Consider the following 16,259-nt stretch of genomic DNA (forward strand, 5'->3'; position numbering starts at 1 on the left):
GCTCGCAGCTTGAAGCGCGTCACTGCGTGCCTTCAAATGAGTAAAAATCAGTCGGGATGAATTTATTTCACCCATGGAGTATTGAATGTTCGCCTCGCTGCCACTGACCGCCCTGCGCGCCTTCGAATCCGCTTCGCGGCTGTTGAGTTTCAAGGCGGCGGCCGAAGAACTGTCGGTGACGCCGACTGCCATTTCCCATCAGATTCGCGCGCTGGAAGACTGGCTGGGGGTCGCGCTGTTCGAACGCCTGCCACGCCAGGTGCGCCTGACCGAGGGTGGCGAGCGGCTGTTTCGCAGCCTGCACGGCGCGCTGCTGGAAGTGGCGCAAAGCGTCGACACCCTACGCCCGCAACGCAGCGGCAGCAGCCTGACGCTGTCGACCACCGCCGCCTTCGCGGCGCTGTGGCTGGTGCCGCGTCTGGGGCGGTTTTATGCGCAGCACCCGAACATCAATGTGCGCCTTGATACCCATTGCGAAGTCATCGACTTGCACCAGGACGCCAGCGTCGATCTGGTGTTGCGTTACAGCCTCGACGATTACCCCAACCTGTATGGCCTGTGCCTGTTCGATGAATCATTCGGCGTTTACGGCTCGCCCGAGCAAGTGGCGCTGGCCGCACGGCGTACGCCGACATTGATCAGCGTGCATTGGCACAACTCGAAGCTCTACGCTCATGGCTGGGAAGCGTGGTGTGCAAAGTCCGGCGAAAACTGGTTGAAGCCGCAGCCGGCGATCCGTGAATACGACGAAGAGCATTACGCCTTGCAAGCGGCCATTGCCGGGCAAGGGTTGGTGCTGGCGAGCAATATTCTGGTCTCGGAGAGCGTCGCCAGCGGTTTGCTGGTGCCGTACAAGTCAGAGGTTGTGGTGGATGGCGCCGGGTACAGCGCGTTGTGTGTGCCGGGCCGCGAGCGACATCCGCCGGTGCGGGCGTTTTTTGCCTGGTTGCGAGAAGAGGCTGTGTTGTCCGGGCTGACGCCAAGATCGCAGCCTTCGGCAGCTCCTGCTGGGGTGGTGTAAAACCGATAAAACTTTTTCCTTCGCTCATGACTCACAACTTGGGTAGCGACCACGGCCGCAGAACGTGGCGCCCATCGGATTAGCCTCCAGGAGATTGAAATGAGCGACGACCTGCATCTGTCAGATGTCCAAACCCTGCGCGATCGTGCGCGCCAACACGTCGAGAACGGCGCGGTCACCGAGGGCTACAGCGCCGACCGTGAAGAGGTGCTGCGCTTGCTCAACGAATCGCTGGCCACCGAACTGGTCTGCGTGTTGCGCTACAAGCGCCACTACTTCATGGCCAATGGCGTGAAAGCCCACGTGGCCGCCGAAGAATTCCTCGAACACGCGAATCAGGAAGCCGAGCACGCCGACCGTCTCGCCGAGCGGATCGTGCAATTGGGCGGTGAGCCCGAGTTCAACCCCGACCTGCTGTCGAAAATGTCCCACGCGCAATACGTGGCCGGGAACACCCTCAAGGAGATGGTCTACGAAGACCTCGTAGCCGAGCGGATCGCCATCGACAGCTACCGCGAGATCATTCAGTACATCGGCGAGAAAGACCCGACGACCCGCCGGATCTTCGAAGACATTCTCGCGCAGGAAGAAGAACATGCCGATGACATGGCTGACATCCTGAACGACCTCTAACCCCCGATAACTGATCGTTCCCACGCTCCGCGTGGGAACGCAGCCCGGCACGCTCTGCGTGCCTTTTTAATGCCGAACGCAGAGCGTCCGTAGAGGCATTCCCACGCAGAGCGTGGGAACGATCGGTGTAGGAGCTGCCGAAGGCTGCGATCTTTTGATCTTGCCCTTATTTAGTGGGTTTAACCGTTACCGGGGCTTTCCCTTCCTTCATCTGCTCCAGCAGCGGCGCACACTGATTCGGCTCGCCGCCACTTGGTGCCACCAGCGCCAACAGCCCCGCCGCCGGCGCTGCAATCACACCCAAGGCAACCATCCCCGCCCCACGCAACATCAGCGGCACGGCCTTCACCCCGGCGTCCGGCTTGATGAACTTGCCGCGCACGTACAGCGGCGAACGCAGGGAGATCAAACGCCAGCCCTTCGATTCCGGCGTCACTGTCAGGTCGAGTTGCTCGGTAGCCATGTTCGCCGTGCCATCGATATAGATGATCGCGTTCTCGGTATCGAAGACAAACAGCTGCGTGGTAGCCAAACCGGTCTTGATATCGAAATCCGCCGCCGCGCAGTTGATCTTCACTTCCTTGTCGCCAAAGATCTTGCCGACCACGTAGTTGCCAACGTTGAGTCCGGCCAGCTCCATCAGTTCACGGCTGATCGCGCCGTCGTTGATCAACATCTTCAACTTGCCGTTGGCGCCACCCAACAGCGCCGCCACCGAATTGCCACGCCCGCTGATATCGGCATCGCCATTGAGTTCGCCGAAACTGGTCTTCATCGGTTCAAACGTCGGGAACAGTTCTTTGAGCTTGAAGCGGCGTGCGGTCAGTTTGGCCCGGCCTTCCATGGGCTCGGTGCGACCGTTGAGACGAATCTGCGCATCAAGATTGCCGCCGGCGACGCCAAAGCGCAGCGGCTGCAAACTCAGTTCGCCGTCGTTCAATATCAGATGGGTATAGAGATCATTGAACGGCAGCTTCTCGCTGTGGACGATGCGCTTGCCGGTGAATTCAACGTCGGCATCCATCGCGCGCCAGCGGTCAGTCTTGAATTCCTCAACCGGCAGCACTTTGTCCGCCGGTTGCTTGCTGTCGCCGCCACGGGCCTTCTGCTTGTCATTCGAATCGGCGCCGATCAGCGGCGCGAGGTCGGCAAATAACAGTTGATTGGAAACCAGCGCACCGCTGAGTTTTGGTCGCGGCTGGGTTGCGGCGTAAGTCAGGTCGCCGTGGATGTCGCTGTTACCGATCTTGCCGTTGAATTTCTCGTAGGTGAATTTCGCGCCGGCAGGGTCATGCAGTTTGGCGATCAAATGACCGTCGGTGGAATACGGTGGCGTATCGGGCAGCGTGACGCCAGTCAGCGGGTAGAGATTGCCGAGGCTGTCACCGGCCAGTTTCAGGCGCAGGTCGAGCGCGCCGAGATTCATCGGATCGGTCAGGGTGCCGGCCAGTTCGATGCGGGTGTCGCCGATCTTCGCCTGGGCTTGCAGCGGGAACGGCTTGCTCGCGTCCTGCAAGGCCAGCAGCCCGCCGATCTTGCCTTGGCCGCTGAGGCTCTGGCCGTGGTATTGGCCTTTGACCTTCAGCGCAAATGCATAGTCTTGCGGTGCGCCGCCCTTGTCCTGCGCGGTTTTCGCCGCTTTGTCACCGACGATGTCGCTGTACGGAATCGGCTTGCCCAGTGGATCGATCAGCACATCCAGATTGGTTTTCAGGGTCTGGTCATCGAGGGTGACGTGGCCCTTGTCGAAACCGATGGCGCCGATGTCGACCACCCAGCTCGACGGCTCGGCGTTCGGGTCTTTGGGATCGAACTTGAATACCCAGTTGGCGCGACCATCCGCCAGCCGTTGCAGATCGGCGTTGGGCTCGGTCAGGTCGATACGCGGAATCACCACGCGTTGCGCCAGCAGCGCCAATGGCGAGATGCGCAGTTCGACGCGCTTGAGGGTGACCATCTGCGGTTTCTTCGACCAGTCCGGATTGCCCAGGCTCAAATCTTCAGCAACCACGTGCGGCCACGGCAACCAGGCGCGCCAACCGCCCTCGTCGGGCTCGCGCTGCCAGATCACTGCGAGGTTGCCATTGATGGCAAACGGTCGATGCAGTTCTTCCGAGACTTTGGCGTTGAGCGGCGGTTTGATCCGGTTCCAGTCGAAGAACACGATGATCAGTACCAGCACGGCCAGTAGCAGCACGAGGGTGGCGAAGGTCCAGCTGAAGATTTTTCCAGTGCGCGTCATGCACAAAGCTCCTGATCACGACCACTCACCCTTGAAGAAAGCGGCGAACGGCTGAAACGGCGGGCCAAAGCGGCCCCTATGAAAACTGTGACTGGCAAAAGGCCCGCAGGTTTAACCGAAAAGTCGATTAAGACGGAAAAACCCGGGTGAATTCTGACCGGTCAGTCGAACCGCGTTACCGCGACCCGCACGTTTGCGAGGCACGAGTGAGTCGAAAATACCCACCTCGGTGCAAAACCGTCGCCCTGAAAGGCCCGATCTAGAGCCTCGCGCCAGAACAATCAATTCTGTTGATTATTACCATTGCGTTTATGAACTTTTATATCGACTTATCGAGAGTAGCATTGCCCTCGTACCCACTTTATCGCCCTCCCAAGGAGCAACCCATCATGAAACGCCAATTACTGCTTAGTCTTACCCTCTCGATGCTGGCCAGCACTGCTTTCGCCCTGCCTGCTGCCGATCAAGCCACGCCACAAGTCAAAACCAGCTACTCGGTGTTCAGCCAGACCGTGGCCGCTGATGGTTCCGACCACACCAAAGGCACCCTTGCTGAAGATGGCTACGACAAAACGCCACAAGGTCAGTCGGTAGCGGAAAACGGTCGCAACCGTCTGGAAGAAAAAGGTCTGGTCGAAGACGGCTACGACAAAACCCCTCAAGGCCAGGCTGTCGCCGAAAACGGTCGCAACCGCCTCGAAGAAAAAGGTCTGGTTGAAGACGGCTACGACAAAACCCCACAAGGCCAGGCTGTTGCCGAAGGCGGTGGTGATCGTGTGATCGAACGCAACAGCGCTGTGAGCTGAGCCCATGGTGGCCCGGAAAAAAAGCCCAATCGACGGATTGGGCTTTTGACTTTTCAGGTTCTGGTAAACGCCCCGTAAAAACCCTCGCTTTACTGCCCCGCCGTTCGACGCCGATAAAGCCGATTTGCTAGAGTGCGGCGCTTGTCCTGCCGAAGAACACACCCTGCGATGCTGCCCCGCGCCGAACAGAAGCAACAGACCCGCAACGCCCTGATGGACGCTGCCCGCCATTTAATGGAAAGCGGCCGAGGATTCGGCAGCCTGAGCCTGCGCGAAGTCACCAAGACCGCCGGGATCGTGCCCACCGGTTTCTACCGGCATTTTGCCGATATGGACGAATTGGGTTTGGTGCTGGTCAGTGAAGTCGGCCAGACCTTTCGCGAAACCATCCGCCTGGTACGCCACAACGAATTCGTCATGGGCGGCATTATCGATGCCTCGGTGCGGATCTTTCTCGATGTGGTCAGTGCCAACCGCTCACAATTTCTGTTTCTCGCCCGCGAACAGTACGGTGGCTCGCTGCCGGTGCGTCAGGCGATTGGTCGATTGCGCGAAAACATCAGCTCCGACCTTGCATCGGACCTGACGATGATGCCCAAACTTCAGCATCTGGATGCCGAGGGCCTGAGTGTGATGGCTGATCTGATCGTCAAATCGGTGTTCGCTACCCTCCCCGACATCATCGACCCGCCCGCTGAAGCACTGCCAGAGCATCTGACGCCGCAGGCGAAGATCACCCAGCAGTTGCGTTTTATCTTTATTGGCCTGAAGCATTGGCAGGGCCTGGGCAGTACCGAGTAATTCCCCCTTCTCTCAAAAACATAAATCCCCTGTAGGAGTGAGCCTGCTCGCGATAGCGGTTGATCAGTCAAATATATGTTGAATGACACACCGCTATCGCGAGCAGGCTCACTCCTACAGGGGTGCAGCATCATGGCCTCCATTTGGTGCATGTAAAAACCTTCATGCACCAAAACCTTCCAAATCTCCGCAACATCTTGAAACATCCACTACGCTCCGACAGGGATTTCCTACATCTCGTCCGATTGGCAAGCCCCTTGCTCTAACCCAATCATTGTCCATAGCTGGAAGTTTCCCGATGCTGGTGATTCACCGCAGAATCGACCCTCAACCCGTCTGGGCCGCCGAGTTGCACCTGACCTTCGAAGCGCGGAGCAAAAGCCGTCTGCGCTGTTTCAGTGCCGAGGGTGAAGACGTCGGGTTGTTTTTGGAGCGTGGCCAGCAGCCGCTGTATGACGGCGAATGCCTACAGGCTGAAGACGGTCGCATCGTTCGCGTCTGTGCCCGCCCCGAGCAACTGCTGCATGTCACTTGCGCCAACGCTTTTGAATTGACTCGCGCCGCTTATCACTTGGGCAATCGGCATGTCGCTCTGCAAGTCGGCGATGGCTGGCTGCGCCTGCTCGATGATTACGTGCTCAAGGCCATGCTCGAACAGCTCGGCGCACAGGTTGAGGCGATCGAAGCACCGTTCCAGCCGGAACACGGTGCTTATGGCGGCGGCCACCACCATTCACGCCACGGCGACGAAGACTTCAACTACGCGCCGAAACTCCATCAGTTCGGCGTCCGCCTGTGAATCCGGCCTGGGCGCTGCTGCGCCTGGCCAGTCCGCAATTGCCGATTGGCGGCTACAGCTATTCGCAAGGCCTGGAAATGGCGGTGGATAACGGCCGGGTGAAAAACCCGGACGACGCCCGCCGCTGGATCAGTGACCAGTTGCTGCTGAATCTGTCGCGCTTTGAGGCGCCATTGTTGCTTGCGCATTGCCAAGCGGCGGCGGATGAAAACTGGAGCGAGTTGCTGATCCTCTGCGAAAGCCATCGCGCCAGCCGCGAGACTCGCGAGTTGCATCTGGAAAGTCGGCAGATGGGCTATTCGTTGCAGCAACTGCTCAACGGTTTGCCGGAACTCGACGCCTGCGCTCGTGACTTTCTCGATCAATGCACCGAACCGCATCTGGCCTTGTGCTGGGCGCTCGCCGCACGCGCGTGGGGCATCAGTCCGCAGGACGCGCTCGCCGCGTGGCTGTGGAGCTGGCTGGAAAACCAGCTCGCCGTGCTGATGAAAACCCTGCCGCTGGGCCAGCAAGCAGCTCAGCGCCTGACCAGCGAATTGCTGCCGCTGCTGCAACAGGCGCAGCAGGACGCGAGCCGAATCAACCCCGAACACATTGGCAGCGCCGCGTTTGGCCTGTCTTTGGCGTGCATGGCCCACGAGCGCCAGTACAGCCGCCTCTTTCGCTCCTAGGAGAAACATTAATGAACACACAACCTCTGCGCGTCGGCATCGGCGGCCCGGTCGGTTCCGGCAAAACCGCATTGACCCTGGCCCTGTGTCTGGCCCTGCGCGAACGCTACAACCTCGCCGTGGTGACCAACGATATCTATACCCGCGAAGACGCCGATTTCCTCGTGCGCAATGAAGCCCTCGCCCCCGAGCGGATCATCGGCGTGGAAACCGGCGGCTGCCCGCACACGGCGATTCGTGAAGACGCCTCGATCAACCTGGAAGCGGTCGATCAACTCAATCGGCGTTTTCCGGGGCTGGATCTGATTCTGGTGGAGTCCGGCGGCGACAACCTGTCGGCGACCTTCAGCCCGGAATTGTCCGACCTGACTATCTATGTGATCGACGTCTCGGCCGGCGACAAGCTGCCGCGCAAGGGCGGGCCGGGGATCTGCAAGTCCGACCTGCTGGTGATCAACAAGATCGACTTGGCGCCGCTGGTGGGCGCCTCGCTGGAAATGATGGACAGCGACACCCAACGCATGCGCAACGGCAAGCCGTTCGTCTTCAGCAACCAGAAAACCGGTCAGGGCCTTGAAGCCATCATCGCCTTCATCGAACGCCAGGGCCTGCTGACCGCAGCCTGATTCACTGCTCAACAAGGAAGCTTATCCATGACACTCAAACGTATTCTTGGCGCGGTTGCGCTGCTGCTGACTCCGGCCTTGGCCTTTGCCCACCCGGGGCATGGCGACAGTGGCTTGATCGCGGGTATCAGTCACCCGATCGGTGGTCTCGACCATCTGCTGGCGATGGTTGCGGTCGGACTTTGGGCAGCGCAGCAGCAAGGCGCGGCGCGTTGGGCGCTGCCGTGCACGTTTGTCGGCACCATGCTGATGGGCGGCATGCTCGGTTTTGAGGGGCTGCAATTGCCGGCGCTGGAAAGCGGGATTGCGGCGTCGGTGCTAGCGCTGGGCCTGGCGGTGGCACTGGCGGTGCGTCCGCCGCTGGTGATGGCGGTGGTGGCGACGGCGGTGTTTGCCTTGTTCCACGGTGTGGCGCATGGGCTGGAGTTGCCGGAGATGAGCAGCCCTTGGGCGTATGCCGCCGGTTTCGTCGCCGCGACAGCTGCACTGCATGCCGCTGGTTATGCCGTAGTGCGTTTCCTGCCTCAAGCTGCTGCACCGTTGGTGCGTCTTGCAGGTGCGGCTTCGGCAATCACCGGCGCCTGGCTGCTGGCCGGCTAAACGCCTGATCTCCTGTAGGAGCTGCCGCAGGCTGCGATCTTTTGACTTTATAAAGCCAGATCAACAGATCGCAGCCTGCGGCAGCTCCTACAGGGTTCGTCACCCGACTGATGCTCTCTGCTACCATGTCGCGCAATCGCCCCAGCCCGTGACGACGTCCGCCCATGCCCCACGCTTCCCGCTCCACTTCCCTGCCTGAATTGACCGCCCTGTTCGGCGCTGTGCAACAGCACTTCGTCAACGTGATCGTGCCCCTCTGGCAAGGTCCGGGCTGGAATGCCGACATGGCGTTGCCCTTTGAGGCGCTGGACGCCGCGCATCAACCGCTGCCACCGCAACGCTATCGAGCGATGGCCTGCGCGCGCCAGTTGTATCTGTTTTCCAGTCTGATCGGGGTTGTGGATAACGCTGACGTACGCGCCGCGGCGCTGTTTCGTTCGCTGCAACGGCATTTCCATGATGCCGAGCACGGGGGCTGGTTCTACAGCATCGACGCGCAGGGCAAGCCGCTGGATCAGCGCAAGGATCTCTACACCCACGCCTTCATCCTGTTCGCCTGCGCACATTACTGGGCAAAGTCCGGCGATCCGCTGGTCGAGTCGACCCTGAATGCGGCGCTGGAAATCATTGGGCGACGCTTTGCCACGGGTGATGGTTTGTACGAGGCCTGCCTTGATCGTGACTGGATCACCCTGGAAACCGGCCCTTTGCAGAACCCTTTGATGCACTTGGCCGAAGCCTTCCTCGCCACGCTCGCCGCTCGCGAAGATGCCCAGACCCAGACCGCGTTGCTGGAGTTATGCACAGCCATGCACAAGCGCTTCGTCGATCCGCAACATGGTGTGTTGATGGAGAAGCCGCTCGGGGCTGTGGATAACTGGTACGAACCCGGCCATCAATTCGAATGGTATTTCCTGCTCGAATCGTCAGCGTTGTTGCGTGGTTCGAAACTGCATGCAGCGCTGGATCGGGCGTTTGCGTTCACCGAGCAATACGGCGTGGTGCAGCCATCCGGCGCGGTGCGGGCGATGCTCGATCTGGAATCAAACGGACGTCCACGAGATTCGACCCAACGGATCTGGGCTCAGGCGGAATATTTGCGTGCGCTGACCTTGCGTCAGGGCAGTGAAGCGGTGGTGCTGCGCCAATTGCAGGCGCTGCAGCAACGGTTTCTGCATGCGGGTGGCTGGTATGAGTGCCGGGATGAATTGGGTGAGGTTAGTCGCAAGGACATGCCTTCGACCACGCCGTATCACCTTGCGACTTGCTATAGCGGCCTGGCTGAATATTTACGCTGATCTCATGGCACATGAGATCCAGTGTGCTGAGGAGATCTACTGTGGCGAGGGGATTTATCCCCGTTGGGCTGCGCAGCGGCCCCGCTCTTTTAGGGCCGCTTCGCGCCCCAACGGGGATAAATCCCCTCGCCACAATAAATCCCCTTCTCCACAACAGTGTTCTCAACAGAGATCCGGGTTACATCAGGCAATCCACTTCTTGTCCCCGGTGAAGCTGATGGTCAGCCAGCGCGCCGCATCCGGTTTGCCCAGCCTCGCCGAAATCGCCTCGCGCAACGCATCCAGCTGCCCGACATTGCTCAGCGCATAGTCCGCCGGCAACACCACATGGATCTCGATAAACCGCGCCCGCCCGTGCTTCTGCACGTATGACACGTAGTCGTCGAAACCATGCTCGATCTTCGCCTCTTCCATCACCTGACGCACTTGATCATCCAGCGTGTCCGGGGCAATCCCCAGTACATCGCGCAACGCCGGGCCAAGAATCTTGAACGCCGGTGGCAGCATGGTCAGGGCCAGCACGATCAGAATCAGCGGGTCGACATACACCGCCCACTGGCCATAGCCCTGGGACTTGAGCAGCAGCGCCGCAAGGAAACTGATCAACAGGCCCACGGACAACATCGCGTCCACCAGCCAACTGATGTTGTCGAACTGGATCAGACTGGATTTGAGTTTGCGGTTACGCCGGCGCACGTAGAAGAAGTAGGCGAACTCGACAACGGTAAACACCGCGGCATAGATGATCACCAGCCCCAGTTCGATCTCCCGACCACCGTTGATGATGCCAAACACACCGTTGAGAAACGCGTAGATCGCGATCAGCAGCAGGAAACTGCCTTCGATCACCAACACCATGGGCTCCAGATGCCAGAAACCAAACTGGAAACGGTGGTTACTTTTTTTGGCGATCAACTTGGCGGTGATCAGCATCAGGACTTTGATGAACGTTGCGATCAGCGAGAAAAAACCATCGAACAGGATGGATTGCGAACCTGAAACAAAACCGGTGACGATCCCGGCAATCGCCACGGCGAACATCAGAATGGTCGATTGTTTGAGCAGTGCCTGCTCACCTCGGTTACTCACTTTAACTCCTCGAAAAACCTTGAAAACCGCGGGGTGCGGTTGGGTTGTTGCGAGGGGAGTTTACCTTATCGCCCTGTTTTGGCCGATTTGGCCTCATCGCGGGCAAGACTTGCTCCTACACCATCGTACAAATCCGTAGGAGCAAAGCTTGCTCGCGAAGAACGATAACGCGGTGTTAAACCTTGTTACGCTCAATCGCAAAGCCAGCCCAGGTCTGGCTCACCGGCATCAACTCCAGGCTGTTGATGTTGATGTGCGCCGGCGCATTCATCACCCAGAAAATCGTCTCGGCAATGTCTTGCGGCTGGATCGGCTCGGCACCGGCGTAAGTCGCGTTGTATCGCTCCTGATCGCCGGCAAAACGCACCAGCGAAAACTCGCTCTCGCACAAACCTGGCTCGATGTTGCTGACCCGTACGCCAGTGCCCTGCAAGTCGCAGCGCAGGTTCAGCGAGAACTGTTTAACGAACGCCTTGGTCGCGCCATAGATGTGACTGCCCGGATACGGGTAGTTGCCGGCGATGGAGCCGAGGTTGACGATGCCGGCGCCACGGCCATGGGCGATCAAACGCGGCAGCAGCAAACGCGTGGCGTACATCAGGCCTTTGACGTTGGTGTCGACCATGGTGTCCCAATCGTCCAGATCGCACTTCGGTGCAGGATCAACGCCCAACGCCAGACCTGCGTTGTTGATCAGGCCACGCAGCTTGACGAAGGACGGCGGCAGGTTGGCAATCGCCTCTTCCATCGCCTTGCGATCACGCACGTCGAGCACCAGACCATGCACTTCGGTCTGCTTCGACAATTCTGCGCACAGCGCGTTAAGGCGTTCTTCACGACGACCGGTCAGCACCAGTTTCCAGCCAGCCTCGGCGAAACGACGGGCGCAGGCTTCACCAAATCCGGACGTCGCGCCGGTGATAAACAGGGTGTTGGACATCGTGTTCTCCTTGCTTCGGCCACCGAGGCAGCCCTTGGAATAGAAAATCAGCCAGCAGCATGCCCGGCCCGCGAATATCGGGCAACCACCGCCTCCATGTAGGAGCTGCCGAAGGCTGCGATCTTTTGATCTCGAAAAACAACATCAAAAGATCGCAGCCTTCGGCAGCTCCTACATGATCGAACAAAAAATGATCAACCTTCGCAACGCTATACAGGGCGTGGCCTGTAGCCATATGCACGCATGTTATCCACAGTCCCTTCCACAGTTTCCGGGGGCAAGTGCAAACGCGCAAAGCCGCGCCACACAAGGCTTTGCGGGGGAAATAGAAAGTTTTTTGCTTGACCCTGAAGCGGCAGATGTGCGGCACATGGCATTCTGCACGACTGGCCGGTCAGCACAGTGATTGCGCGAGGCCAGTAATTACGGCCCTCAGCGCGGTCTTTCCAGAGTTTAATCACAGACTTATCCACAGGATCACTGCCACTGAATTGCCTCTGAGGCGATGTCCAAAAAAAGGTTGACAACGACGCCTTCAGCTCGCGGAAAAACGCCTGATCAAAAAACAACCACACTCTTGCAAGCCACGGATTACAAGGCGTTCAGCCAGATACACCCACGTTATTCACAGCCAGTTCCACAGTAACCGGGGACAAGTCAAAACTGTGGAAAAACAGCCATTTGCAGCGTCTATATGTCGCGCTTTGGCAGCTTGGGGAATTTGTTTTCCACAATTTGACGGAACAGCCGTTTTCCCTGTAGGAGCTGCCGCAGGCTGCGATCTTTTGATCTTGAAAAACAACATCAAAAGATCGCAGCCTGCGGCAGCTCCTACAGGGGATTGTGGGTATTAAAAAGCCCCGGGACTTGCGTCGCCGGGGCTGTGTATAACCATGAAAGAATCAGTGCCCGCCCAGATAGGCGTTACGCACCTCCTCATTCACCAGCAACTCCTTGCCGGTGCCGGTCAGGCGAATCTCGCCGTTGACCATCACATACGCGCGATCCGACAGCTTCAGCGCATGGTTGGCGTTCTGCTCGACGAGGAAAATCGTCATGCCGGTTTTCGCCAACTCCCGCAGGGTCGCAAAAATCTGCTTCACCACGATCGGCGCCAGGCCCAGGCTCGGCTCATCAAGCAGCAACAGCTTCGGCCGACTCATCAACGCGCGGGCAATCGCCAGCATCTGCTGCTCCCCACCGGACATGGTCATCGCCCGCTGGGTGCGCCGCTCTTCCAGCCGAGGAAACAGCGTGAACATGCGCTGCATGTCCTCTTTGGCGTACTTGTCGCCAATCGGGATGGTGCCCATCAGCAGGTTTTCCTCGACGGTCATGTCGGGGAACACCCGCCGGCCTTCCGGCGACTGCGCGATGCCGTGGGAGGCGATGTAGTGCGAGGACTTCTGGGTGATGTCGACGCCCTGATAAATGATCTGCCCGCCGGCCGCCCGTGGCTGGCCGAAGATCGACATCAGCAACGTCGATTTGCCGGCACCGTTGGAGCCGATCAGGCTGACGGTTTCCCCCTCGTTGATCTGCAGCGAAACACCTTTAAGCGCCTGGATCGGTCCGTAGAACACGTCGAGGTCTTTGAGTTCGAGGATCGGTTGCGTCATACCAGCTCCTCTTCGTCGGCGCCGAGATAGGCGGCAATCACTTTCGGGTCGTTACGAATCGCTTCAGGCCCGCCTTCGGCGATGACGATGCCGTGGTCCAGCACCACGATGTGGTCGGAAATGCTCATAACCATGCCCATGTCGTGTTCGATCAGCACCACGGTCAGATCGTGCTCGTCACGCAGCAGCCTGATCATCGCGCTCAGCGCTTCGGTTTCCTGAGGGTTGAGGCCGGCGGCCGGTTCGTCGAGGCAGATGATCTGCGGGCGCGTGCACATGGCCCGAGCGATCTCCAGACGGCGTTGCTGGCCGTAGGAGAGTTCACCGGCGAGACGGTTGGCGCAGTCGACCAGATCGACCACTTCCAGCCAGTAGAACGCAACGTCCAGCGCGTCGCTTTCAGCCTTGCGGTAGCCCTTGGTATTGAGGATGCCGGCGAGCATGTTGCGGTTGACCCACATGTGTTGGGCCACCAGCAGGTTTTCCAGCACCGACATTTCCTTGAACAGGCGAATGTTCTGGAATGTCCGCGCCAGCCCCGCACGGTTCACCAGGTGCGTACCACCGAACATCTTGTAATACAGACGGCTGAGGAAGGATTTCGGCGAAACGAAGTCGGTCGCTTTAAACGACTCGCCCAACAACTGGATCACGTTGGTCTGCTGGCCGCGCACATTGAGTTCGATCTTGCCGCCGGAGGCTTTGTAGAAACCGGTCAGGCAGTTGAACACTGTGGTTTTGCCAGCGCCGTTGGGGCCGATCAGGGCGAAGATCGAGTTGCGTTTGACCTTCAGGCTGACATCGCTCAAGGCCTTGATGCCACCGAAATGCATCATCAGTTTTTCAACAGAGAGTACGACTTCACTCATGGCGCAGTCCTCTCATAGTGAATGGCACCTTTGCGTGGAGTGACCCCGGTGCGGCTGATGCGGATCAGCCCGCGAGGTCGCCAGATCATCATCAACACCATCAGGATGCCAAACAGCAGCACGCGATATTCAGCGAAACCGCGCAGCAGTTCCGGAGCGACGGTGAGCACGAACGCGGCGATCACCACGCCGATGGTCGAGCCCATGCCGCCGAGCACGACGATGGCCAGAATCAGCGCCGATTCGAAGAAGGTGAACGAGGTCGGGTTGACGAAACCTTGATAGGTGGCGAAAAAAACACCGGCCAGACCCGCCGTCGACGCGCCAATGGTGAACGCCGAAAGCTTGACCAGCACGTGGTTGAGGCCCATCGAACGGCAGGCGATTTCGTCTTCACGCAAGGCTTCCCACGCGCGACCGACCGGCATCTTCACCAGACGATGCTTGATGTACAGCACGGCCAATACCACGAGGAACAACACCGCGTAGATGAAGTAGTACTTCACGTCCGGGTTGTAGGCGATGCCGAAGAACTCGTGGAACGGCACCCCGCCATCCTTCGCGCGTTTGCCGAACTCCAGACCGAAGAAGGTCGGCAGTGGCGCCGGCATGCCGTTCGGGCCGCCAGTCAGCGACAACCAGTTATTGAGGATCAGGCGAATGATTTCACCGAAGCCCAACGTCACGATCGCCAGATAGTCGCCATGCAGACGCAACACCGGGAAACCGAGGATGCAACCGGCCAGGCCCGCCGTAATCGCCGCCAACGGCAGCACCGTCCAGAAACCCAGACCGAGATACTGGTAACCGAGCGCCAGACCGTAGGCACCGATGGCGTAGAACGCCACGTAACCGAGGTCGAGCAGACCGGCCAGACCGACCACGATGTTCAGCCCCAACCCCAGCAGCACGTAGATCAACCCGAGGATGACCACGCCCAGCAGATAGGAGTTGGAAACAAACGGCACGATGACCGCCAGCACAATCAGCAGCGGGATGATCCAGCGCAGGCTCGATTTGTGATCGCTGGGCAGTACGTGCACACCGGAACCGGTGCTCTCGAATCCGTCGAGAATCTTCAGGCCCTTGGGCGTTTGCAGGAACAGACTGAGGGCGAAGCGGCCAATCATGACGATGCCGATGATCCACGCCACGCGGGTCGGTTCGAGATTGAAGCTGTACCCCTCAAGGACGACACCGACAATCGGCCCGAATACGATCAGGGCAATCAGGCCGGCCAGAATCGCCTCAACCAGGCTTTTTTTGATATCAATGCTTTTTTTGGTGGTTGAAGACATCGCTTACACCTTCGACACAAGAGGACGGCCCAACAGGCCCTGCGGCCGGAAGACCAGAACAAGTACGAGCAGCGAGAAGCTGAACACGTCTTTGTAGTCGGAGTTGACCAGGCCGGAGAACAGCGACTCGGAGATGCCGAGGATGATCCCGCCCAGCATCGCACCCGGCAGCGAACCGATCCCGCCGAGTACCGCAGCGGTGAAGGCTTTAATGCCGATGACGAAGCCTGCGTAGAAGTCGAACGTGCCGTAGTTCATGGTGATCAGCACGCCGGCCAATGCCGCCATGGCTGCACCGATGATGAACACGTAGGAGATAACGCGGTCGGTGTTGATCCCCAGAATCGAGGCCATCTTGCGGTCTTGCTGAGTGGCGCGGCACATACGGCCGAGCTTGGTGTATTTGATCACATAGGTCAGCAGACCCATGCCGACGAACGCGGCCACCAGGATGAAGATCTTGGTGTAGGTGAGCTGAACGAAACCGGTGCCGATGTCGACGCGCCAGGCGCCAGTGAGCAGCGTTGGAACACCCTGTTGACGGGCGCCCTGGCTGATCTGGGCATAGTTTTGCAGGATCAGGGAGATGCCGATGGCGCTGATCAGCGGTGCCAGTCGAGTGGAGTTGCGCAGGGGTTTGTAAGCGACTCGCTCAATCACCCAGCCATATACCGCCGTGACGACGATGGTGAAGATCAGCGTGCCGAGCATCAGCAGCGGGAAAGATTCGATACCGAAGTAAGCCAGCAGAGCCAGACTGATTGCCGCCAGGTAAGCGGAAATCATGTAAACCTCGCCGTGGGCGAAGTTGATCATGCCGATGATGCCGTAGACCATTGTGTAGCCGATGGCGATCAGGCCATAGACCGACCCGAGGGTCAGGCCGTTGACCAGTTGCTGCAGGAAAATACCATCCATAACGCAATCTCACGCAGTGAGAACCTGCA

16 protein-coding genes are annotated in these 16,259 nt (G+C 59.1%); 9 read left to right on the forward strand and 7 right to left on the reverse strand.

All coding sequences use genetic code 11. The features are described 5' to 3' along the window. The first annotated feature begins 85 nt into the window (after positions 1 to 85). Positions 86 to 1,021: a LysR substrate-binding domain-containing protein gene (locus ACZZ0B_RS23220; RefSeq protein WP_463546331.1), complete on the forward strand. Its 936-nt coding sequence runs from the start codon at positions 86 to 88 to the stop codon at positions 1,019 to 1,021. 99 nt (positions 1,022 to 1,120) lie between these two features. Beyond that, entirely contained in the window at positions 1,121 to 1,654 is a 534-nt protein-coding gene (locus tag ACZZ0B_RS23225) for a ferritin-like domain-containing protein (RefSeq protein WP_008086191.1), read from the forward strand. 166 nt (positions 1,655 to 1,820) lie between these two features. On the opposite strand, the gene ACZZ0B_RS23230 is transcribed toward ACZZ0B_RS23225, so the two are convergent. After that, entirely contained in the window at positions 1,821 to 3,896 is a 2,076-nt protein-coding gene (locus ACZZ0B_RS23230) for an AsmA family protein (RefSeq protein WP_463546332.1), read from the reverse strand. A gap of 389 nt (positions 3,897 to 4,285) precedes the next feature. On the opposite strand from ACZZ0B_RS23230, the gene ACZZ0B_RS23235 reads away from it, so the two are divergent. The 7 genes from ACZZ0B_RS23235 (at position 4,286) to ACZZ0B_RS23265 (ending at position 9,497) form a co-directional block, all read left to right on the forward strand. After that, positions 4,286 to 4,702, forward strand: coding sequence for a hypothetical protein (locus tag ACZZ0B_RS23235; protein WP_008086187.1), 417 nt, complete (start codon positions 4,286 to 4,288; stop codon positions 4,700 to 4,702). Positions 4,703 to 4,870: 168 nt separating this feature from the next. Further along, positions 4,871 to 5,503 carry a TetR family transcriptional regulator gene (locus ACZZ0B_RS23240; protein ID WP_008086186.1) on the forward strand — a complete coding sequence of 211 codons (633 nt, stop codon included), beginning with the start codon at positions 4,871 to 4,873 and terminating at the stop codon, positions 5,501 to 5,503. 298 nt (positions 5,504 to 5,801) lie between these two features. Beyond that, positions 5,802 to 6,302 (forward strand): urease accessory protein UreE, encoded by a 501-nt coding sequence (gene ureE, locus ACZZ0B_RS23245; RefSeq protein ID WP_463546333.1) that lies wholly within the window; start codon positions 5,802 to 5,804, stop codon positions 6,300 to 6,302. Continuing rightward, complete coding sequence (locus tag ACZZ0B_RS23250; protein WP_008087161.1) at positions 6,299 to 6,973, forward strand: urease accessory protein UreF; 675 nt, start codon at positions 6,299 to 6,301, stop codon at positions 6,971 to 6,973. Before ureE ends, ACZZ0B_RS23250 begins: the two co-directional genes overlap by 4 nt. 11 nt (positions 6,974 to 6,984) lie before the next feature. Continuing rightward, entirely contained in the window at positions 6,985 to 7,599 is a 615-nt protein-coding gene (gene ureG, locus ACZZ0B_RS23255) for an urease accessory protein UreG (protein ID WP_007939066.1), read from the forward strand. A 27-nt stretch (positions 7,600 to 7,626) separates the two neighbouring features. Next, on the forward strand, positions 7,627 to 8,199 hold the full coding sequence (locus ACZZ0B_RS23260) for a HupE/UreJ family protein (RefSeq protein WP_463546334.1): 573 nt from the start codon (positions 7,627 to 7,629) through the stop codon (positions 8,197 to 8,199). Between the two features lie 164 nt (positions 8,200 to 8,363). Further along, on the forward strand, positions 8,364 to 9,497 hold the full coding sequence (locus ACZZ0B_RS23265; RefSeq protein WP_463546335.1) for an AGE family epimerase/isomerase: 1,134 nt from the start codon (positions 8,364 to 8,366) through the stop codon (positions 9,495 to 9,497). A 183-nt stretch (positions 9,498 to 9,680) separates the two neighbouring features. On the opposite strand, the gene ACZZ0B_RS23270 is transcribed toward ACZZ0B_RS23265, so the two are convergent. The 6 genes from ACZZ0B_RS23270 to ACZZ0B_RS23295 form a co-directional block, all read right to left on the reverse strand. Beyond that, entirely contained in the window at positions 9,681 to 10,586 is a 906-nt protein-coding gene (locus ACZZ0B_RS23270; protein WP_463546336.1) for a cation diffusion facilitator family transporter, read from the reverse strand. 175 nt (positions 10,587 to 10,761) lie between these two features. Next, positions 10,762 to 11,526, reverse strand: a complete 765-nt coding sequence (locus ACZZ0B_RS23275; RefSeq protein WP_463546337.1) for an SDR family oxidoreductase — start codon at positions 11,524 to 11,526, stop codon at positions 10,762 to 10,764. Positions 11,527 to 12,428: 902 nt separating this feature from the next. Further along, a complete protein-coding gene (locus ACZZ0B_RS23280; protein WP_008078275.1) occupies positions 12,429 to 13,145 on the reverse strand; it encodes an ABC transporter ATP-binding protein in 717 nt (238 codons plus the stop codon). Continuing rightward, positions 13,142 to 14,014: an ABC transporter ATP-binding protein gene (locus ACZZ0B_RS23285; protein ID WP_008078277.1), complete on the reverse strand. Its 873-nt coding sequence runs from the start codon at positions 14,012 to 14,014 to the stop codon at positions 13,142 to 13,144. The genes ACZZ0B_RS23280 and ACZZ0B_RS23285 overlap by 4 nt, the downstream gene beginning before the upstream one ends. Further along, complete coding sequence (gene livM, locus ACZZ0B_RS23290; protein ID WP_008078279.1) at positions 14,011 to 15,312, reverse strand: high-affinity branched-chain amino acid ABC transporter permease LivM; 1,302 nt, start codon at positions 15,310 to 15,312, stop codon at positions 14,011 to 14,013. The genes ACZZ0B_RS23285 and livM overlap by 4 nt, the downstream gene beginning before the upstream one ends. A gap of 3 nt (positions 15,313 to 15,315) precedes the next feature. Beyond that, positions 15,316 to 16,230, reverse strand: coding sequence for an ABC transporter permease subunit (locus ACZZ0B_RS23295; RefSeq protein WP_008078282.1), 915 nt, complete (start codon positions 16,228 to 16,230; stop codon positions 15,316 to 15,318). Positions 16,231 to 16,259: the final 29 nt, after the last annotated feature.

Source organism: Pseudomonas sp. AC247, from assembly GCF_979258015.1.